Raw genomic sequence first — 18,509 nt, forward strand, 5'->3', positions numbered from 1 at the left:
GGAGCGCGCCCGGCATCGCGGTTTCGGGTGCGCCGGCTGGACGCTGGTGAGCGCCAAGTGACGGTCTCTGCGGTGAACCTCGACCTGCGGAGTAGTTACTTGTCTGCACCATCCATGCCTGCCCAGAGCTTCCTCGACCTCGGCGTCCCAGCCCCGCTGGTGGACTCCCTCACCGCAGGAGGCATCACCTCGCCGTTCCCGATCCAGTCCGCCACCCTCGCCGACACCCTCGCCGGGCGGGACGTGCTCGGCCGCGGCCGCACCGGCTCCGGCAAGACCCTCGCGTTCAGCCTGCCGATGGTGGCCAACCTCACCGGCCGGCGCGCCCAGCGGGGTCGCCCGCTGGGACTGGTGCTCGCCCCCACCCGAGAGCTGGCCAGCCAGATCAGCGCCACCCTCACCCCGCTGGCCAAGGCGGCTGGGCTGCGCACCACGGTGATCTTCGGCGGGGTCGGCCAGGGCCGGCAGGTGGAGGCCCTGGCCGCCGGGGTGGAGATCCTCGTCGCCTGCCCGGGGCGACTGGAGGACCTGCGCGGTCAGGGCCACCTGCACCTGGACACCGTGGAGATCACCGTGCTCGACGAGGCCGACCACATGGCAGACCTAGGCTTCCTCCCGGTGGTGCGCCGCATCCTGGACGCCACCCCGGCCAAGGGCCAGCGGATGCTGTTCTCCGCCACTCTGGACCGCGGTGTGGACGTGCTGGTGAAGAAGTACCTGCACCGCCCCCTGCAGCACTCCGTGGACCCGGAGACCTCACCGGTGGGGGAGATGACCCATCACATCCTCGAGGTCGCCGACCCGGCCGCCAAGCGCGAGCTGGTCGAACGCCTTGCCTCCGGGAGCAGGCGCCGGCTGCTGTTCACCCGCACCAAGCACCAGGCGCGCAAGCTCGCCCGACAGCTCACTGCCAACGGCATCCCCGCCGTCGACCTGCACGGCAACCTGAGCCAGAACGCCCGGGAACGCAACCTGGAGGCGTTCACCACCGGCACCGTGCGAGTGCTGGTCGCCACCGACATCGCCGCCCGTGGCATCCACGTGGACGATGTGGACCTGGTGGTGCACGTGGATCCACCCGCCGAGCACAAGGCCTACCTGCACCGCTCTGGACGGACTGCCCGCGCCGGGTCCGGTGGCACCGTGGTCACGATCATGCTCAGCGAGCAGCGCGGTGACGTGCGCCAGCTGCTGCGCGCGGCGAAGATCTCCGCGCGACCGCAGCCCGCCGCACAGCAGCTGGTCGATGCCCTGGTCGGCCAGGTCGCACCGCGGGTGGCACCGGAGCACGCCCCCGCCGCGGCAGCTCGTAAGCCGGCTCCGCAGGGCCAGCGGCCCGGCCGCAAACCGCGCACTGGGCAATCAGGGGGCGCCGGCGACCGGCGCCGACCCGCAGCAGGGGCCCAGGGCGGTTCGTCGCGCAGCCGTGGTGGTCGCGGCCGGGGCTCGGGGGCACTGGACCGGGACCGGTCGGGCGCACGCACCGGGCAGCCGGCTGGACGCGGTGCTGGTGGGCGTGGCTCGACCAGGTCTGGCGGACCGAGCCGGTCCGGGGCCCCGACCCGGGCCGGCGGTTCGACCCTGACCTACTCGACCTCCTCGGGCCAGGTCGGCGGCCAGACCCGTTCCGGGATGCAGGCGTCCTGGGCCACCGTCCCCGACGGTCCACGCGCCGGCTCCGGGAGCAGCCCATCGCGCAGGGGTCGCCGGTCCCGCCGGGCGGACCGTCCGGGCGGCCCACCCAGCGGCCGTTGATGCTGCGGCCCGGGAGGGACGAAGGTCCCCGGTAGCGAGCCGTTCTCGTCGATAGCGTGGAATCACCCCCACCGATCACGGTCGGGGTGGACCAAGGAGGCGCATCGTCATGAAGGCACTCGTCTATCACGGGCCCGGTCAGAAGGCGTGGGAGGAGGTGCCGGACCCGACGATCCTCGAACCGACCGACGTGATCGTGCAGGTCGACACCACCACCATCTGCGGCACCGACCTGCACATCCTCAAAGGTGACGTCCCCGCCGTCACACCTGGCCGGATCCTGGGGCACGAGGGCGTCGGCACCATCACCGAGGTCGGCTCCGCGGTCGGGACTCTGGCGGTCGGCGACCGGGTGATCATCTCCTGTGTGTCCGCGTGCGGCTCCTGCTCGTACTGCCACCAGCAGCTGCCGTCGCACTGTCTGCACGCCGAGGGGGCACCAGGTGTCGGGTGGATCTTCGGGCACCTGATCGACGGCACCCAGGCTGAGTACGTCCGGGTCCCGTTCGCCGACAGCTCCCTGCACAAGCTGCCCGAGGCAGTCAGCGACGAGGCGGCCGTGATGCTGTCGGACATCTTGCCGACCGGCTTCGAGATCGGGGTGCGCAACGGCCGGGTGAAGCCGGGCGATGTGGTCGCCGTGATCGGCGCCGGACCAGTGGGCCTGGCAGTGGTCATGACTGCCGGCCTCTACGGGGCCTCTCGCGTGATCGCGATCGACCTGGATGACAACCGGCTGGAGCTCGCCAAGGAGTTCGGCGCGACCGACTCGGTGAACAGCGGTGCCGCGGACTGGCAGGACCAGGTCCTGGCCATGACCGACGGTCTGGGCGTGGACGTGGCCGTCGAGGCAGTCGGTGTGCCCGCGACCTTCGAGATGTGCACCGAGCTGATCCGGCCTGGTGGCACGGTGGCGAACGTGGGCGTGCACGGCAGCTCGGTCGAGCTGAAGCTGCAGGACCTGTGGATCAAGGACATCGCCATCACCACCGGTCTGGTCTCGGCGACCACCACACCGATGCTGCTCAAGCTGGTGGCCCAGGGCAAGCTCGACCCGGAGCGGTTCGTGACCCACACCTTCGCCATGGATGACTTCATGGATGCCTACGACACCTTCGGTCGCGCGGCCGAGACGAAGGCGATGAAGGTCATCGTCCGGCGCTGAGCCACCGGCACCGCGTGTCCGGCCTCCACTGTGGGCGAGACGGTCTCCGTCCCACAGTGGAGGCACGGGGTGCCGCACCCGGGTGATACTGGACAGGTGCGTCGTGGATGGTGGTGGCTCCTGCTGGTCGCGGTCGTGGCGGTGCTGGTCACGTTCGCCCTGGACCGGCAGTGGCTGTTCTTCGCCGGGTACGGGCTGGCGATGACCGCTGTGCTGGTCTGGACGTTCCCCTGGCGGGGCCGGGGCGGGACGAGCCAGGCTGAGCTGGACCGCTTGCCGGCAGACGACCCGGCCCGAGCCGTGGTGATCTACTGGCGGCCCGGGTGCCCGTACTGCAGTGCGCTGCGGCGGCGGCTCGGTCGACTGGGCCGCTCGGCGACCTGGATCAACATCTGGACCGACGAGGACGCCGCCGCCTACCTGCGCAGCGTCAACGACGGCAACGAGACCGTGCCCACTGTGGTGATCGACGGCGTCGCGCACACCAACCCGCCCGCTGGGCAGGTCCGCCCGCACCTGGTCGCCGCTGCATGAGCGGTCGGCTCCACTAGGCTCATCCCACTCGAGCAGAAGGGGTGATCCTCTGGTGTCCGCCAGCACGTACCCCGGCGCACGGCCGGGGATGAGCGACGTCGCCCGGCTGGCCGGTGTCTCCCACCAGACCGTCTCCCGGGTGCTCAACGGTCACCCGAACGTGCGGCCGGCGACCCGTGACCGCGTGCAGGCGGCAATCCGTGAGCTCGGCTACCGGCGCAACAGTGCCGCCCGCGCCCTGGTCACCCGGCGCTCCGGGGCGATCGGCATCGTCACCACCGGCTCGATGCAGTTCGGCCCGGCCACCACGCTGGCGGTGCTGGAGCAGTCCGCACGTGCCGCCGGCTACTTCGTGACCGTGGCGATGGCCCCGGACCCGACTCCCGAGGTGCTCACCGGAGTGCTGGACTCGCTGATGGACCAGGCCGTCGAGGGGGTGGTGGTGATCGCGCCGGTGGAGCAGGTGGCCCGCGCCGCCCAGGCGGTCTCCGCGCAGCTGCCGGTGCTGCTGATCTCCGCGGCGGACGCCGACGCGTTCGAGCCACCGGTGCTGCACGTGGACCAGGCCGCCGGAGTGCACCTGGTGGTCGAGCACCTCACCGGCCTGGGCCACCGGGACGTGGTGCACGTGGCCGGCCCGCCGGAGTGGTTCGACGCCCAGGTGCGCCAGCGCGCCTGGTGGGAGGCGCTGGCCGGGGCCGGGCTGGTGCCGCGGGCGGACCTGGTCGGAGACTGGAGCGCCGCCTCCGGCTACGCGGCCGCCCAGGAGCTGCTCACCGACCTGCCGCAGGCAGTGTTCGCCAGCAACGACCAGATGGCTCTCGGGGTGCTGCACGCCTTCGCTGAGGCGGGGGTGGGAGTGCCGGAGCAGGTGAGTGTGGTGGGCTTCGACGACGTCGTCGGCTCGGACCACTACATCCCACCGCTGACCACTGTGCAGCAGGACTTCGTCACCCTGGGCCGGCGGGCGATCGAGGTGCTGGTGGCACAGATCGCCGGCGCGGAGGAGGTGGCCGAACCGGTCACTCCCTCGCTGGTGGTGCGCGCCAGCACCGGCCCTGCCCGTGAAGCGGCACCGGCGGGCCGAGAGGCGGCACCGCAGGCCCGTCCGAGCACCGGCACCGCGTCCGCCGGTCGACAGTAGCGCCGGCCCGTGTTCACCCCGACCGAGGACGAGAACCGCAGGTTGCTGCGTGCACGGGACGCGCTGGACCGCGACTACGCGCAGCCGATCGACGTGCCGGCAGTGGCGGCGCTGGCGTACATGTCGCCCGCGCACTTCAGCCGCCGGTTCCGTGGTCTGTTCGGCGAGACACCACACCGGCACCTGCAGCGACGCCGGGTGGAGCGCGCCTGCGCCCTGTTGCGGGACACCACGCTGCCGGTGACCGACGTAGCGCTGGCGGTGGGCTTCGCCAGCCTCGGTACCTTCAGCCGAACATTCACCGCGATCGTCGGCCGCAGCCCGAGCCGGTACCGGCGGGAGACACACCCGGTGGACGTGCCGGTCTGCTTCACCAAGGCCTGGACGCGGCGACCGAGCAGTTTTGGATAAGCGGCTCGGCAGCGTGTGCGCTTAGCGTTGGCGGCATGATCACCGGAATCAGCATCCACAGCGTCTATGTTCTTGACCAGCAGAAGGCCCTCGACTTCTACGTCGACATCCTCGGCTTCGAGGTGACCGCCGACGTGGACATGGGCTTCATGCGCTGGCTCACCGTCGCCCCGGCCAGCCAGCCCGACCGGAACATCCTGCTGGAGGTCCCGGCGCCGCCGATGCTTCCGGAGAGGACCGCAGCCACGGTGCGCGAGCTGGTCACCCAAGGAGCCATGGGCACTGCCGCCATCTTGTCCACAGACGACTGCCAGGCGACCTACGACGAGCTCCTCGCCAAGGGGGTGGAGTTCACCGAGAAGCCCACCAAGCAGCCCTACGGGATCGACTGTGCGCTGCGCGACCCGTTCGGCAACCACATCCGCATCACCCAGCAGACACCGCTGCAGGAGATCACCGAGGAGGACCTCGCCTGCTGGGGTGGTGCGCACCAGGACTGATCACCCATCCGCCCGAGTCCTCATGCCACGGGTGCAGCGTGGCATGAGGACTCACGCATGGGGTTGTGGACTGGTCACCCATTGTTGTGAGCGCTAACATCGAGGCAGGACCCCGGTCTCTGCACCTGACGCCTTAGCATCGAGTCGCCGGCAACCATCCGGCCCCCGTGCACCGAAGCCCACTGCGAGGACCCCATGACTGACCAGCCCCAGGACGCCTACGCCATCGGCGTCGATTTCGGCACCCTCTCCGGCCGCGCCGTGGTGGTGCGCGTGTCCGACGGCGCCGAGCTCGCCGATGCCGAGCACGTCTACCCCCACGCCGTGATGGACACCACGCTGACCGCCGGCGACGACCAGGTGCTGCCGCCGGAGTGGGCGCTGCAGGTCCCCGCTGACTATGTCGACGTGCTGAAGAACGCCGTGCCGCAGGCCGTCACCGCGGCGGGGATCGACCCGGCGAAGGTGATCGGCATCGGCATCGACTTCACCGCCAGCACCGTGCTGCCGGTCCGCGCCGACGGCACGCCGCTGTGCGAGGAGGAGCAGTTCGCCAATCGTCCGCACGCCTACGTCAAGCTGTGGAAGCACCACGCCGCCCAGCCGCACGCCGACCGGATCAACGCCCTCGCCGAAGAACGCGGTGAGGCCTGGCTGCCCCGCTACGGCGGCCTGATCTCCTCGGAGTGGCAGTACGCCAAGGCGCTGCAGCTGCTGGAGGAGGACCGAGAGATCTATGACGCCACAGACCACTGGGTGGAGGCGGCGGACTGGATCGTCTGGCAGCTGTGCGGGCAGTACGCCGCGAACGCCTGCACCGCCGGCTACAAGGGCATCTACCAGGACGGTGCCTACCCGAGCGAGGAGTTCCTCGGCGCGCTGAACCCCGACTTCGCCTCCTTCCCGGCCGAGAAGCTGCCGCAGGAGATCCACCCGCTCGGCTCCCGCGCCGGCTCGCTGACCGCCGAGGCTGCTCGCTGGACCGGCCTGCCGGAAGGGATCGCGGTGGCCGTGGGCAACGTGGACGCGCACGTCACCCTGCCCGCCGCGAACGCCGTGGCCCCCGGCAAGCTGGTGCTGATCATGGGCACCTCCACCTGCCACGTGGTCAACAGCGAGGAGCTGCACGAGGTCCCCGGCATGTGCGGGGTGGTGGACGGCGGAGTCAGCGCCGGCCGGTACGGCTACGAGGCCGGCCAGTCCGGTGTGGGCGACATCTTCGGGCACTTCGTGGCCACCAGCGTGCCCGCCGCCTACGCCCAGGCGGCCGAGGCCGCCGGACAGTCGCTGCACGCCTACCTCACCGAGCTCGCCGCGGCCCAGCCGGTGGGCGCCCACGGGTTGGTGGCCCTCGACTGGCACAACGGCAACCGGTCGGTGCTGGTGGACACCGAGCTCTCCGGTCTGGTGCTCGGCCAGACGCTGGCCACCCGGCCCGAAGACGTCTACCGCGCGCTGCTGGAGGCCACTGCGTTCGGCACCCGCACCATCGTGGAAGCGTTCGTCTCCTCCGGGGTACCGATCGACGAGCTCGTGGTGGCTGGCGGGCTGCTGAAGAACGAGTTCCTCATGCAGGTCTACGCCGACGTCACCGGGCTGCCGCTGAGCACGATCGTCTCCACCCAGGGTCCCGCGCTCGGGTCGGCCATCCATGCCGCGGTCGCCGCCGGCGCGTACCCTGACGTGCAGGTGGCCGGGGAGTCGATGGGCGCCCGCGTGGTCGGCGCCTACCAGCCCGACCCGCAGGCCAAGGCCGCCTACGACGAGCTGTATGCGGAGTACACCCAGCTGCACGACTACTTCGGCCGCGGCGGCAACGACGTGATGCGCCGGCTGAAGAAGATCCGCCGGGAGGCGCTGGCCAGCGTTGCCGATACCGACGACGGCGCAGCGCCAGCTCTCCAGGTACCCGAAGAGCTGGCATGAGCGTGCGTGGGCATCGCGTAGCGGGCGGGCAACGCGCCGTGCCGGCGCGGCTCGCCGGCGCACCAGCAAGGACAGACGAGGAGAGAGCACAGTGACCGATGAGACCACGGCGGGCTCCGCCGTCGAGAGCCGGATGAGCCGGCCCGGACAGGGCGGTGGGGAGCAGCTGGTGCTGACCGAGCTACCCGAGGCGGTGCAGCAGGCGGTGGCCGCGACCCGGGAGCGGGTGGCCGCGCTGCACGCCGAGCTGACCCGGTACGAGCTGGTGGTGTGGACAGCCGGGAACGTCTCCGAGCGGGTGCCGTCCGAGGAGGTGGAGCTGTTCGTCATCAAGCCCTCCGGGGTCTCCTACGACGAGCTCACTCCGGCCTCGATGGTGGTGTGCACCCTGGACGGGGCGAAGATCGCCGACGGCACCCCCGATGCGCTCACCCCCTCCTCGGACACTGCCGCGCACGCCTACGTCTACCAGCACATGCCCGAGGTCGGCGGGGTGGTGCACACCCACTCCACCTACGCCACCGCCTGGGCCGCCCGGCACGAGCCCATCCCGTGCGTGATCACGATGATGGCCGACGAGTTCGGCGGGGAGATCCCGGTGGGCCCGTTCGCGCTGATCGGGGACGACTCCATCGGCCGCGGCATCGTTCAGACCCTGCGGGAGTCCCGGTCCCGCGCGGTGCTCATGGCCGGGCACGGCCCGTTCACCATCGGCAAGGATGCCCGTGAGGCGGTGAAGGCCGCGGTGATGTGCGAGGACGTGGCCCGTACCGTGCACATCGCCCGCCAGCTCGGGGAGCCGAAGCCGATCGCCCAGTCCGACGTGGACTCCCTGTACGAGCGGTACCAGAACGTGTACGGCCAGCGCGCCGACGATGCTAAGGAGCAGCAGTGAACAACCCCTTCGACGGCCGCGAGATCTGGTTCCTCACCGGCAGCCAGGACCTGTACGGCGAGGACACGCTCGCGCAGGTCGCCGAGCAGTCCCAGGAGGTCGCCCGGCTGCTGTCCGACTCCGGGCGCATCCCGGTGAAGATCGTCTGGAAGCCGGTGCTCAAGGACGCCGCCGCGATCCGCCGCGCCGCACTGGAGGCGAACGCGGACGAGGCCTGCATCGGGGTGATCACCTGGATGCACACCTTCTCCCCGGCGAAGATGTGGATCACCGGGCTGGACGCGCTGCGCACGCCGCTGCTGCACCTGCACACCCAGGCCGGTATGGAGCTGCCCTGGGCGGACATCGACATGGACTTCATGAACCTGAACCAGGCCGCCCACGGCGACCGCGAGTTCGGGTACGTGGCCGCCCGGCTCGGGGTGGCCCGCAAGATCGTGGTCGGGCACGCCTCCGACGTGGCCGTGCAGGACGAGGTGTCCACCTGGGCGCGGGCAGCCACCGGCTGGGCGGCGCTGACCGGGATGAAGCTCGCCCGGTTCGGGGACAACATGCGCAACGTCGCCGTGACCGAGGGGGACAAGACCGAGGCCGAGCTGCGGTTCGGCGTCTCGGTGAACACCTGGGGCGTGAACGACCTGGTCGAGGCCGTGGACGCGGTCCCGGACTCCGTGGTGGACGAGCTGGTGGCCGAGTACGCCGCTGCCTATGACGTGGCAGGCGAGCTGCTGCCCGGTGGCGACCGGCACGACTCGCTCCGGTACGCCGCCCGGCAGGAGGCCGGGATGCGCTCGTTCCTGGAGCGCGGCGGGTTCGAGGCGTTCACCACCAACTTCGAGGACCTCGGCGGGCTGCGCCAGCTCCCTGGTCTGGCGGTGCAGCGGCTGATGGCCGACGGGTACGGGTTCGGCGCCGAGGGCGACTGGAAGACCGCCATCCTGGTGCGGCTGGCGAAGGTGATGGGCCACGGTCTGCCGGGCGGGGCCTCGCTGATGGAGGACTACACCTACGAGCTCAGCCCCGGCAAGGAGAAGATCCTCGGCGCGCACATGCTGGAGATCTGTCCGTCGCTGACCACGAGCAAGCCCCGGGTGGAGATCCACCCGCTGGGCATCGGCGACCGGGAGGACCCGGTGCGGATGGTGTTCGACACCGACACCGGCCCGGCCGTGGTGGTGGCGCTGTCCGACATGCGCGAGCGGTTCCGCCTGGTAGCCAACGTGGTGGACGTGGTCGGTCCGGACGCCGAGCTGCCGAAGCTGCCGGTCGCCCGCGCGGTGTGGGTGCCGCGCCCGGACTTTCGCACCTCTGCCCGCGCCTGGCTGACCGCCGGCGGGGCGCACCACACGGTGATGAGCACCGCACTGGGCATCGAGGTGTTCGAGGACTTCGCCGAGATCGCCCGCACCGAGCTCGCCGTGATCGATTCGGCGACGACGGTTCGGGAGTTCCAGCGCGAGCTGCGGTGGAACCAGGTCTACTACCGGATGACCGCGAGGGTCTGAGCGGGGCGCGCGCCGGCGCGGCCCTCGGCCGCTTGTCCGCGCTCCGCTCTGTCCGCGGCAGCCGCGCCTATGGCAGGGTGGTCTGTCGGGCCGGCGCCCGGCGGCGATGCCGCGTGTGCCGGGGGCGACATCCGGTGGTGAGGGAGGGGCAGTGGAGCCATCTGACGCTGGTGAGGGGCGGCGGGTGCGCGCGGGTAGAACGGAGGACGGGGCCGAACCGGTCGTGCTGACCGGTGGTGGTAGTGGCGTCTTCGTCCGGCAAGTGCTCGGGATGCTGCTTGGCGGCGCTTGGCTGGTGGCTGCCGGCGTCGCGTCCTCGGCTCCGATCCTGGCGCGGTCCCAACTGCCTCCTGCTTCCGGGCTCTCCGCGGTGACCGACGGGTCGCTGCTCGACCTGTATGAGCAGTCGCGGCTGGACGCGGAGATGGCGATCCAGGTCGGCGGTATCACGGTGCAGACGCTCGGAGTCTCCGTGGGCGTGGCCATTGCGCTCATGATCGCGGCGATCTCCGGCAACCGCGTGGTCCGGGTTGGCGATTACACGAACCTCGTCCGACTGGCGTTCGGTGTCGGCACGGCCACCGTCTCCCTCGCGATCATCGCCGTGGTGTTCGTGCGGCCGCCCTGGACCGTGGGCGTGCAGATCGTTCTGCTCGCCGTTCTGGCGGTGATCCTGACCGGTGCGGTGCCGGGTCGGGCAAAAACCTCGAGCGAACGGGGTCGGGAGTGGGAGGTCTGGCGAGCTCTGGGCACGCGGCGGCTGATCCTTGGCCAGCGGTACGCCGAGCTGGCTTCCCGCCGTGCTCGCACGGTCGTTACTGCCCCGCGGTGGCGATCGGTCGGGTGGTGGACGGTCTGGTGGCGGTCGGTCGGGTGGTGGACGGTCTGGATGCTCGTGGGGCCAGCGGCCGCGGTGCTCGCTGCCGCACCCTTGATGGTTGTCATCGGTCTCCAGGGCGCCTCCTGGGCGGAGATCTGGGACATTGTGAAGGTCGTGGCGGGCTTCAGCGTCGTCCTTGGCTACTGGCTATTGGCGAGGGCAGGGGACCGGTGGGTGTCAGTGCCGAAGGAGTCCGCTGGTCTTGCGCCCCGTGCACGCCGGACCAGCGCCTGGGTTGCTCTGACGGCCCCGGTGCTGTGCGTGGTCAGCACGCTCGCGCTGGTAATCGGGTCCCGGTTCGGGAGCGAGGACGCCCCCTCCTGGCTGGCCTACGCGTTGCTGGCACTCTGGCTGCTCTCCTGCCTCCTGACCTCGTACTGCCCGCTGAGGTGGTGCATCCAGGCACCGGAGAGTCTGGAACGGGCCGAGAGGTTGACAGCCCGACCCGGGCGAGTGGTCATAGGGCTGACCAGGTTCCGAGCCACCGGATGGGCGCTCGAATGGGGTGCGGGGCTGCGGCGATGGCTCGTCCAGGGATATCTCTGGCTGACGTACCGCCGGGTCAGAGCACAGTACAGCCGCGCTCTGCGCCAGGTTCGCAGCTCACCGGGTCGAGCCCCCACCATCGTCGAGCCGCGCCTCAGCTAGCGGACGTCGTCCCCCAGGTCAGGAAGACGTTCGATGTGCAGGCCGACGCCCGCTCTCGTCGTAGGGTGAGGTCGACTGCCGCGTTAGGATGGTCATGAAACGGTTCAATCTGGGGTCCGTCGAGGCCGTTCAGAACTGAGGGAGTAGTACGGATGGTCCAGCGTCGAATCCCCAAGGCCCGCGATCTTGCGCCACTGCTGCAGTTCAAGCGGCCCGAGCTCGACGGGCGCAAGCGACGGCTCGACGCCGCGTACACCATCGAGGACCTGCGCCGGATCGCCAAGCGCCGCACCCCGAAGGCGCCGTTCGACTACACCGACGGTGCCGCCGAGGGCGAGCTCTCCCTGGCCCGAGCCCGGCAGGCGTTCAAGGACATCGAGTTCCACCCGGCGATCCTGCGCGATGTCTCCGCCGTGGACACCTCCACCACGATCCTCGGCGGCGAGTCGGCGCTGCCGTTCGGCATCGCCCCCACCGGCTTCACCCGGATGATGCAGACCGAGGGCGAGATCGCCGGTGCCGGGGCCGCCTGCGCCGCAGGCATCCCCTACTCGCTGTCCACGATGGGCACCAGCTCGATCGAGGACGTGGCCGCCGCCAACCCCGGTGGACGGAACTGGTTCCAGCTCTACATGTGGAAGGACCGGGACCGGTCGATGGCGCTGGTCGAGCGCGCGGCGAAGGCCGGATTCGACACCCTGCTGGTCACCGTGGACGTTCCGGTCGGCGGCGCCCGGCTGCGCGACTCCCGCAACGGGATGACGATCCCGCCGAGCCTGACCCTGAAGACCGTGCTGAACGCGGCCCCCCGAGCCGAGTGGTGGTTCGACTTCCTCACCACCGAGCCGCTCGCCTTCGCCTCCCTGGACCGCTGGTCCGGGACCGTGGCCCAGCTGCTGGACACCATGTTCGACCCGACCGTGGACTTCGACGACCTGCGCTGGATCGCCGAGCAGTGGCCCGGAAAGATCGTGGTGAAAGGTATCCAGACCATCGAGGACGCCCGTCGGGTGGCCGAGATCGGCGTGGACGGCATCGTGCTGTCCAACCACGGTGGCCGCCAGCTGGACCGGGCGCCGATCCCGTTCCGCCTGTTGCCGCAGGTGGCCCGCGAGCTCGGCGACGCCTACGAGATCATCCTGGACACCGGCATCATGAACGGTGCCGACATCGTGGCAGCGGTAGCGATGGGCGCCGACTTCACCCTGATCGGGCGCGCGTACCTGTACGGGTTGATGGCCGGCGGTCGGCAGGGGGTGGACCGCGCGATCGAGATCCTGCGGGGCGAGATCGAGCGCACGATGAAGCTGCTCGGCGCCCCGAGCCTGGCCGACCTGGGCCCCGAGCACGTCACCCAGCTGCAGCGGCTGGTCCCGGTCGACGGGGTGGGCGCGCGCGTCTGACGGCGGAGCTCACCTGCCTCCCGTCGGCCCGCCCGGTGGAGCAGCCCACCGAGGCGAGCGTGGACTGTTCTCGCCACAGCTGTCGAATATGCCTCGGGCTGTTCGTCATCTGCATGACAGAATCCACACGATGAAGGAGTCGAGATGACTGACACCTGGGTATTCCTGATCCGCGAGGGCGACTGGGACTCCGATCCCTACCTGCCGGAGAGCCTCGGCGGCACGAACCGGACCGAGCTCAACGAAGACTTCGCCTCGCACGGCCGGTTCCAACAGGCGGTGGCCGATCTGGGGGCCAAGATCACCTACAGCCAGGCGCTGCAGAACGCCTCGTACGGCGGCTGGGTGAAGGTCGGCAAGGACGGTGAGGCCCCGGTGTACACCGATGCCCCGTTCACCGACTCCTCTGAGCTGATCACCGGCTTCTACACCGTGGAGTGTGACGAGTCGACCGCGCGGCGCCTGGCCGCCCTGGTGCCGAGCGGGAACATCGTCGAGTGGCGCAAGGTGCATCCCTTCGAGTGACCATCACCCGCGAGGACTTCCGCACCGCCTGGCCTCAGGTGGTGCGGAACCTCGCGGTGACCACCCACAGCCTCGACCGCGGCGAGGAGTACGCCGCCGAGGCGTTCGCCCGCGCGGCTGAGCAGCCGGAGGGGCGCATCGACGACCTGGCCGCTTGGTGCGTGGCTGTGGGTCGGCGGGCGTGGCTGGATGACGTCCGGCGGGCCGAGCGGTTCGGCAAGCTCCGCTACCAAGTCGCCCAGCAGGCGGTCGCCGAGTCCGATCACGACGGCGGAGGTTCCGTTCTCGATGATCGGCTCGCGTTGTTGTTCGTCGCCTGTGACGACGCGCTTGCGGTCGGTGGCCAGCTGGTGCTGGCGATGCGGCTGGTCTGCGGGCTCACCACAGCGCAGATCGCCGGTCACCTCGGAATCAGCACCACCACCGCGGCCGCCCGCCTGACCCGGGCCAAGTCCGCCCTGGCGCGCCGACGCGGCGGGTTCACCCTGCCGGACGAGGCGCAGCGCGCCGTACGTCTGCCGGCAGTGCTCACCTGCCTCGCCGCGCTGCTCACGGTGGGCCAGCGCGACGTCGTGGACCCGGAGGACCCGACCGCCGACCCGGCCCGGGACGCGCTCACCCTGGCCGAGACGCTCGCCGCGGAGTACCCGCGAGAGGCGGAGGTGATCGGCCTGCGCGCGTGCACCCGGCTTGCCCTCGGACGCCGCCCTGGTCGGGTGCGCGATGGTGTGGCGCTGCCGTTGGACGAGGCCGACCGGTCCGCCTGGGACCCGGTGCTGCTGCGCGCAGGGCTCGCCGACGTCGCTCGTGCGGAGCGGCTCACCGACGAGCCGGGCCGGTTCGTGCTGGAGGCGGCCATCTCCGGGCTGCACACCACGGCGGTGACCGTCGAGAGCACCGACTGGGACGCCGTCGTGGGCCTCTACGACGCCCTGCTGCAGCGCTGGCCGGCCCCGGCCGTGCGCGTCGCCCGACTGGTGGCCCTGTCCCGGCGCGCCCTTCGTGACCACGGTGACCTCACCGCCGTCGAGAACGAGCTCGAAGATCTGGTGGCGGACGGGCCGCCGTACGCGGCACGCGACGCACAGCTGGCACTGGCAGACCTGGCCCACCGCACCGGCCGGCCGGTGGAGGCGGCGGCCCGCTACCGGGAGCTGGCCGGCCTCCTGCCCGAGGGGCCGCTGGCGGAATTCTGTCGCCAGCGGGCGCTCCGATGACCCCTGTCCGGACGTGCTGATCCAGGGCTCGATGGAACAGTTCGGTGCTGCGGAGGTGGTGACCTTCGACCGCTCTGCTGCCCAGCGTCTGGGCTGGCGGCTGCTCTGACTCTCCGGTTCAGCTGCCCATCTCGACGGCGGACCTCGCCCCGGTCACGATGGCCGCTGCCGCTTGGCGCACCTGGGCCGCGCCGGGCGCCACGGGTGCATTGACCAGCGCGAACAGGGCGCCGCCGTAGAGGGTGATCAGCAGCCGCAGGGCGTCGGGGGACGTGGTGAGCCCGAGTCGGGCGTGCTCACCCGCGGTGAAGCGCTGTGCATCACCTGCCAGCGCGGCCAGTGCAACGGCCAGGGCGGGCTGACGGGTGGCTTCGGACTGCAGCTCGAAGAGGGCCAGGTACCGGCGCCGTGAGGTGGTCACCGCATCCACGAGCGAGGCGGTGACCAGCGCGACCAGCGGGTCGTCGTCGGCGGAGGTGTCGAGCTCGTCGTCGATCCGCTGCATCTGCTGCTCATGCAGTGCGACGGCGCGTTCGGCGGCAGCGACGAAGAGCTCTTGTCGGCTCGGGAAGTAGTTCGACGCCGTGCCGGCCGGTACGCCCGCAGCGCGCTCTACCGCCCTGTGGGTCAGCCCGTGGCTGCCCTCGGCGGCGAGGAGCTCGATCGCGGCGTCGGCCAGGGCCCGGCGCCGCTCCGGGTTGGAACGCGGCATGGCCAGATTATGACAGAATACGTACTAGAACGATCGTAGTGGTTGAGAGCGGAGGATGCTGATGGGTAGTTCGGCTGTCGTCGTCGGCGCAGGGATCGCTGGGCTCGCGGCGGCCGTCTCGCTCACCCAGGCCGGCTGGGACGTCACCGTGCTGGAACGTTCGCCCGAGCTCGGTGAGATCGGGGCGGGCTTCGCCATGTCCCGCAACGCCGTCGCCGCCTATCAAGGCCTCGGCTTCGACGCCGACGAGGTGGCAGCGCTCGGATGTGCCACCAGGGCCGAGGGCACCTGGGACAGCCACGGACGTCCCATCCTGACCATCCGGGACGACGAGGCCACGCGGGAGGCGGTAGCACTCATCGGCGTGCACCGCCGGCGCGTGCACCAGGCACTGCTCGGGCGTGCGCGGAGCGCTGGGGTGCGCCTCGTGCCCGGCGTCCCCGTGACCACCGTGACTCCGGGTGTGCCCGGCGGCGCGCCCGCGGTGGTGGCAGGCCGTGAGGCCGATCTGGTGGTCGGCGCCGACGGCATGCGCAGCGCGGTCCGCACCGCACTGTATTCCAACCGAGCAACCTACAGCGGGTTCTCCAGCTGGCGCGCGATCGTGCCCAGAGTCCCCGCCGAGACCACGCTGCGCCAGTACTGGGGGGCGCGCGCCGAGTTCGGCATCATGCCGGTCTCCGAGAGCGAGACCTACTGGTATGGCTACGTGGCTATGTCCGAGCGGACCCGGATCGCCGACGAGCTGGCCGCGGCGAAGCGCCGGTTCACCGGCTGGGCCGATCCGATCCAGCAGATCCTGGCCCGCACCGATCCGGCCGCCGTGCTGCGCCACGACGTCCACCACCTACCCGGTGGCCTGCCGGGGTACACGAGCGGGCGGGTCGTGATGGTCGGCGATGCCGCGCACGGGTTCCTCCCGACGATGGGGCAGGGCGTGGCCACCGCACTGGAGGACGGGCTGTGCGTCGGGCTGCTGATCGGCTCGCCGGTGGCGGCTGGCGGGCGGATGGCGCCGGCGCTCGCCGGGTTCGACCGTGCCCGGCGCCCCCGGTGCCGGGCGCTCGGGCGCGCGTCGGTGCTCACCGCGAGGTTCGGCTCCCACCTGGGTGGGGGACTGCGTCAGCCGCTGCGGAACGCCCTGATGCGACTGACCCCGGCGGGCGCCATCAACCGCGGTGCGGATGCGGCCATGGGCTGGGTGCCGCCGGCCCCGGCGGCACCGGTTCGCTGACGCCCGGCCTGACAACTTCCGCTGCCCGCTGGTGATCGTGGCAGCAGATTCCTGCCGTTCGTTGACCGTGCCGGGGGCGGTGCTTGTGCAGTCGGTGCGTGAGGTTCAGGCTGCCCCGGACGAGGCCCGCACCACCAACTCTGGTTCGAACTCCACCTGCGCGGCGTCCTCACCGGAGGAGCGGCGGGTGAGCAGCATGTCCGCCGCCGTCCAGCCGAGCGTGTGCATCGGCTGGCGCACCGAGGTCAGCGGCGTGGTGAGCATCGAGGCGAACATGACATCGTCGTACCCGACCACGGCCACGTCCCCCGGCACCTCCACCTCCAGCTCGCTCAGTGCGCGCAGGGCCCCGAGCGCGGTGAAGTCGTTCGCGCAGAAGATGGCGGTCGGTCGCGGCCCGGTGCGTGCCCACAGCTCGCGCACGCCCGCGTCGCCCGCATCGGCGTTCAGTGCGTCTAGCGCGATCTCCTCGAGCGCCACGGCTGGGTCCAGCCCGTGTGCGTGCAGCGTGCGGTACACACCGTCGCGACGGTCGACGCACTGGCGCAGGTTCAGCGGCCCGTTGAGGAACGCGAAGTGCTGGTGGCCCAGCCCGATCAGGTGCTCCATCGCCAGCGACGCCCCACCCACGTCGTCCACAGCCACCGACGCGAGGCCCGGCACCGGGGACGTGTGGTCCAGCAGCACCACCTCGATCCCGTGGTCGCGCAGCCGCAGCAGCGAGTCCAGGCTGCCGTGGCTCGGAGTGGCGATCACCCCCCGGACGCCACGCTCCTCGAACAGGCGCAGGAACCGTGCCTCACGTTCCGGGTTCTCGTCCGAGCTGCACAGCATCAAGGTGAAGTCATCCTGGGCGAGTCGGTCCTCGATACCACGGGCCATCTCGGTGAAGAACGGGTTGGCGATGTCCAGCACCACCGCTCCCACGGTGCTGACTTCACCGCTGCGCAGCTGCCGCGCAGAGGCGTTCCGGACGAAGTTCAGCTCGCCGATCACGCGCTCGACCTTCGCCCTGGTGCGCTCGGAGACGCTCTCCGGTCGGTTCAGCACGTTGGACACCGTGCCCACGGAGACGCCGGCTCGCTTGGCGACGTCGGTGACGCTCGGCCGACGGATGGTCGGGGGCTGGTTCGACATGGTGCTCCTGTCACGCGTTCGGATGGGCCGCTGCCTGACGGACGGATCCGACCGGCTCCGGTGCCCGCCCGTAGTGTATCGATTCATTCCACGGCTGCGAGGACAATCTGCTCGATCTGGGTGTCGAGCTCTTCTCGTGCTTCGGCAGGAAGCTGGTCGTCGCAGACCAGTACGTCCGCCGCTGCCAGCTCGGCGATCGTGCTCAGGCCGATCCTGCCCCACTTGGAGTGGTCGGCCACCACCGCGACGCGGCGGGCGGTCTGGACCAGTGCGCGGTTGGTCTCTGCCTCCATCAGGTTGGGAGTGGTGAACCCGGCCCGGGGTGCCATCCCGAACACCCCCATGAACAACAGGTCGCAGTGCAGGTGCTGCAGCGCCTGCACCGCCACCGGCCCCACGAGCGCGTCTGAGGGGGTGCGGATCCCGCCGGTGAGGATCACCGTGGGCTTGGCCTCGCCCCCGGCGAACTCGTCTCCGATGCGCAGCGAGTTCGTCACGATCGTCAGGTCCGGCACCCGTCGCAGCTCGCGTGCCAGCGTCCACGTGGTCGACCCGCCGGAGAGGCCGATGCACATCCCGGGCTGGACGAGGTGCGCCGCGGCCCGGCCGATGGCTTCTTTCTCTGCGGTGTGCCGGCGGGTGGTCTCGGCGAACACCGGCTCTTCGGTGTCCTGGGCACGGGGCGCGACAGCCCCGCCCCGCACCCGGTGCAGCCGGCCCTCGGCGGCGAGCTGTTCGAGGTCTCGCCGGATGGTCATCTCCGACACGGCGAGTCGATCGGCTAGGTTCCGCACGCTCACCGACCCGTAGCGGCGCACCTCGTCGAGCACACGCCGACGACGATCGGTCACCAGCACCACGGCCCTCCAGATTCTCTCGTCCTCGTTCAGTCTGGCACGGGAGGGCTTGTTCGACGGC

17 protein-coding genes are annotated in these 18,509 nt (G+C 70.9%); 14 read left to right on the forward strand and 3 right to left on the reverse strand.

From position 1 onward, the window contains the following. The first annotated feature begins 114 nt into the window (after positions 1 to 114). The 13 genes from K338_RS0104995 (at position 115) to K338_RS26375 (ending at position 14,508) form a co-directional block, all read left to right on the forward strand. On the forward strand, positions 115 to 1,755 hold the full coding sequence (locus tag K338_RS0104995) for a DEAD/DEAH box helicase (protein ID WP_040652929.1): 1,641 nt from the start codon (positions 115 to 117) through the stop codon (positions 1,753 to 1,755). A 109-nt stretch (positions 1,756 to 1,864) separates the two neighbouring features. Continuing rightward, entirely contained in the window at positions 1,865 to 2,920 is a 1,056-nt protein-coding gene (locus tag K338_RS0105000) for a zinc-dependent alcohol dehydrogenase family protein (protein ID WP_022917081.1), read from the forward strand. Positions 2,921 to 3,016: 96 nt separating this feature from the next. Then, positions 3,017 to 3,454: a glutaredoxin domain-containing protein gene (locus K338_RS26560; RefSeq protein WP_022917082.1), complete on the forward strand. Its 438-nt coding sequence runs from the start codon at positions 3,017 to 3,019 to the stop codon at positions 3,452 to 3,454. Positions 3,455 to 3,506: 52 nt separating this feature from the next. Next, positions 3,507 to 4,598 carry a LacI family DNA-binding transcriptional regulator gene (locus tag K338_RS20620; RefSeq protein WP_245542895.1) on the forward strand — a complete coding sequence of 364 codons (1,092 nt, stop codon included), beginning with the start codon at positions 3,507 to 3,509 and terminating at the stop codon, positions 4,596 to 4,598. Between the two features lie 9 nt (positions 4,599 to 4,607). After that, positions 4,608 to 5,009 (forward strand): helix-turn-helix domain-containing protein, encoded by a 402-nt coding sequence (locus K338_RS0105015; protein ID WP_022917084.1) that lies wholly within the window; start codon positions 4,608 to 4,610, stop codon positions 5,007 to 5,009. A gap of 35 nt (positions 5,010 to 5,044) precedes the next feature. Beyond that, complete coding sequence (locus K338_RS0105020; protein ID WP_022917085.1) at positions 5,045 to 5,509, forward strand: VOC family protein; 465 nt, start codon at positions 5,045 to 5,047, stop codon at positions 5,507 to 5,509. Positions 5,510 to 5,704: 195 nt separating this feature from the next. Then, the gene (araB, locus tag K338_RS0105025; RefSeq protein WP_022917086.1) at positions 5,705 to 7,435 is read left to right on the forward strand and encodes a ribulokinase; all 1,731 of its coding nucleotides are present in this window, start codon (positions 5,705 to 5,707) and stop codon (positions 7,433 to 7,435) included. A 133-nt stretch (positions 7,436 to 7,568) separates the two neighbouring features. After that, complete coding sequence (locus K338_RS0105030; RefSeq protein WP_040653020.1) at positions 7,569 to 8,330, forward strand: L-ribulose-5-phosphate 4-epimerase; 762 nt, start codon at positions 7,569 to 7,571, stop codon at positions 8,328 to 8,330. Further along, positions 8,327 to 9,835: an L-arabinose isomerase gene (gene araA / locus K338_RS0105035; RefSeq protein ID WP_022917088.1), complete on the forward strand. Its 1,509-nt coding sequence runs from the start codon at positions 8,327 to 8,329 to the stop codon at positions 9,833 to 9,835. The genes K338_RS0105030 and araA overlap by 4 nt, the downstream gene beginning before the upstream one ends. Before the next feature lie 151 nt (positions 9,836 to 9,986). Next, the gene (locus tag K338_RS0105045) at positions 9,987 to 11,363 is read left to right on the forward strand and encodes a hypothetical protein (protein ID WP_157612226.1); all 1,377 of its coding nucleotides are present in this window, start codon (positions 9,987 to 9,989) and stop codon (positions 11,361 to 11,363) included. Between the two features lie 152 nt (positions 11,364 to 11,515). Next, positions 11,516 to 12,766 carry an alpha-hydroxy acid oxidase gene (locus K338_RS0105050; protein WP_022917089.1) on the forward strand — a complete coding sequence of 417 codons (1,251 nt, stop codon included), beginning with the start codon at positions 11,516 to 11,518 and terminating at the stop codon, positions 12,764 to 12,766. A gap of 144 nt (positions 12,767 to 12,910) precedes the next feature. Then, entirely contained in the window at positions 12,911 to 13,291 is a 381-nt protein-coding gene (locus K338_RS0105055) for a YciI family protein (protein ID WP_022917090.1), read from the forward strand. Next, positions 13,288 to 14,508, forward strand: coding sequence for a DUF6596 domain-containing protein (locus K338_RS26375; RefSeq protein ID WP_022917091.1), 1,221 nt, complete (start codon positions 13,288 to 13,290; stop codon positions 14,506 to 14,508). Before K338_RS0105055 ends, K338_RS26375 begins: the two co-directional genes overlap by 4 nt. A 118-nt stretch (positions 14,509 to 14,626) precedes the next feature. On the opposite strand, the gene K338_RS20625 is transcribed toward K338_RS26375, so the two are convergent. Continuing rightward, positions 14,627 to 15,220, reverse strand: a complete 594-nt coding sequence (locus K338_RS20625) for a TetR/AcrR family transcriptional regulator (protein WP_022917093.1) — start codon at positions 15,218 to 15,220, stop codon at positions 14,627 to 14,629. 61 nt (positions 15,221 to 15,281) lie between these two features. Between K338_RS20625 and K338_RS20630 the strand changes: the two genes are divergently transcribed. Next, positions 15,282 to 16,454 carry an FAD-dependent oxidoreductase gene (locus tag K338_RS20630; protein ID WP_022917094.1) on the forward strand — a complete coding sequence of 391 codons (1,173 nt, stop codon included), beginning with the start codon at positions 15,282 to 15,284 and terminating at the stop codon, positions 16,452 to 16,454. A gap of 105 nt (positions 16,455 to 16,559) precedes the next feature. Here the strand turns inward: K338_RS20630 and K338_RS0105080 are convergent, their stop codons facing one another. Next, the gene (locus K338_RS0105080) at positions 16,560 to 17,591 is read right to left on the reverse strand and encodes a LacI family DNA-binding transcriptional regulator (protein ID WP_022917095.1); all 1,032 of its coding nucleotides are present in this window, start codon (positions 17,589 to 17,591) and stop codon (positions 16,560 to 16,562) included. A gap of 83 nt (positions 17,592 to 17,674) precedes the next feature. After that, positions 17,675 to 18,451, reverse strand: coding sequence for a DeoR family transcriptional regulator (locus K338_RS0105085; protein WP_022917096.1), 777 nt, complete (start codon positions 18,449 to 18,451; stop codon positions 17,675 to 17,677). Between the last annotated feature and the right edge of the window lie 58 nt (positions 18,452 to 18,509).

Origin of the sequence: Ruania albidiflava DSM 18029 (genome assembly GCF_000421225.1) — a bacterium.
Lineage (GTDB): Bacteria > Actinomycetota > Actinomycetes > Actinomycetales > Beutenbergiaceae > Ruania > Ruania albidiflava.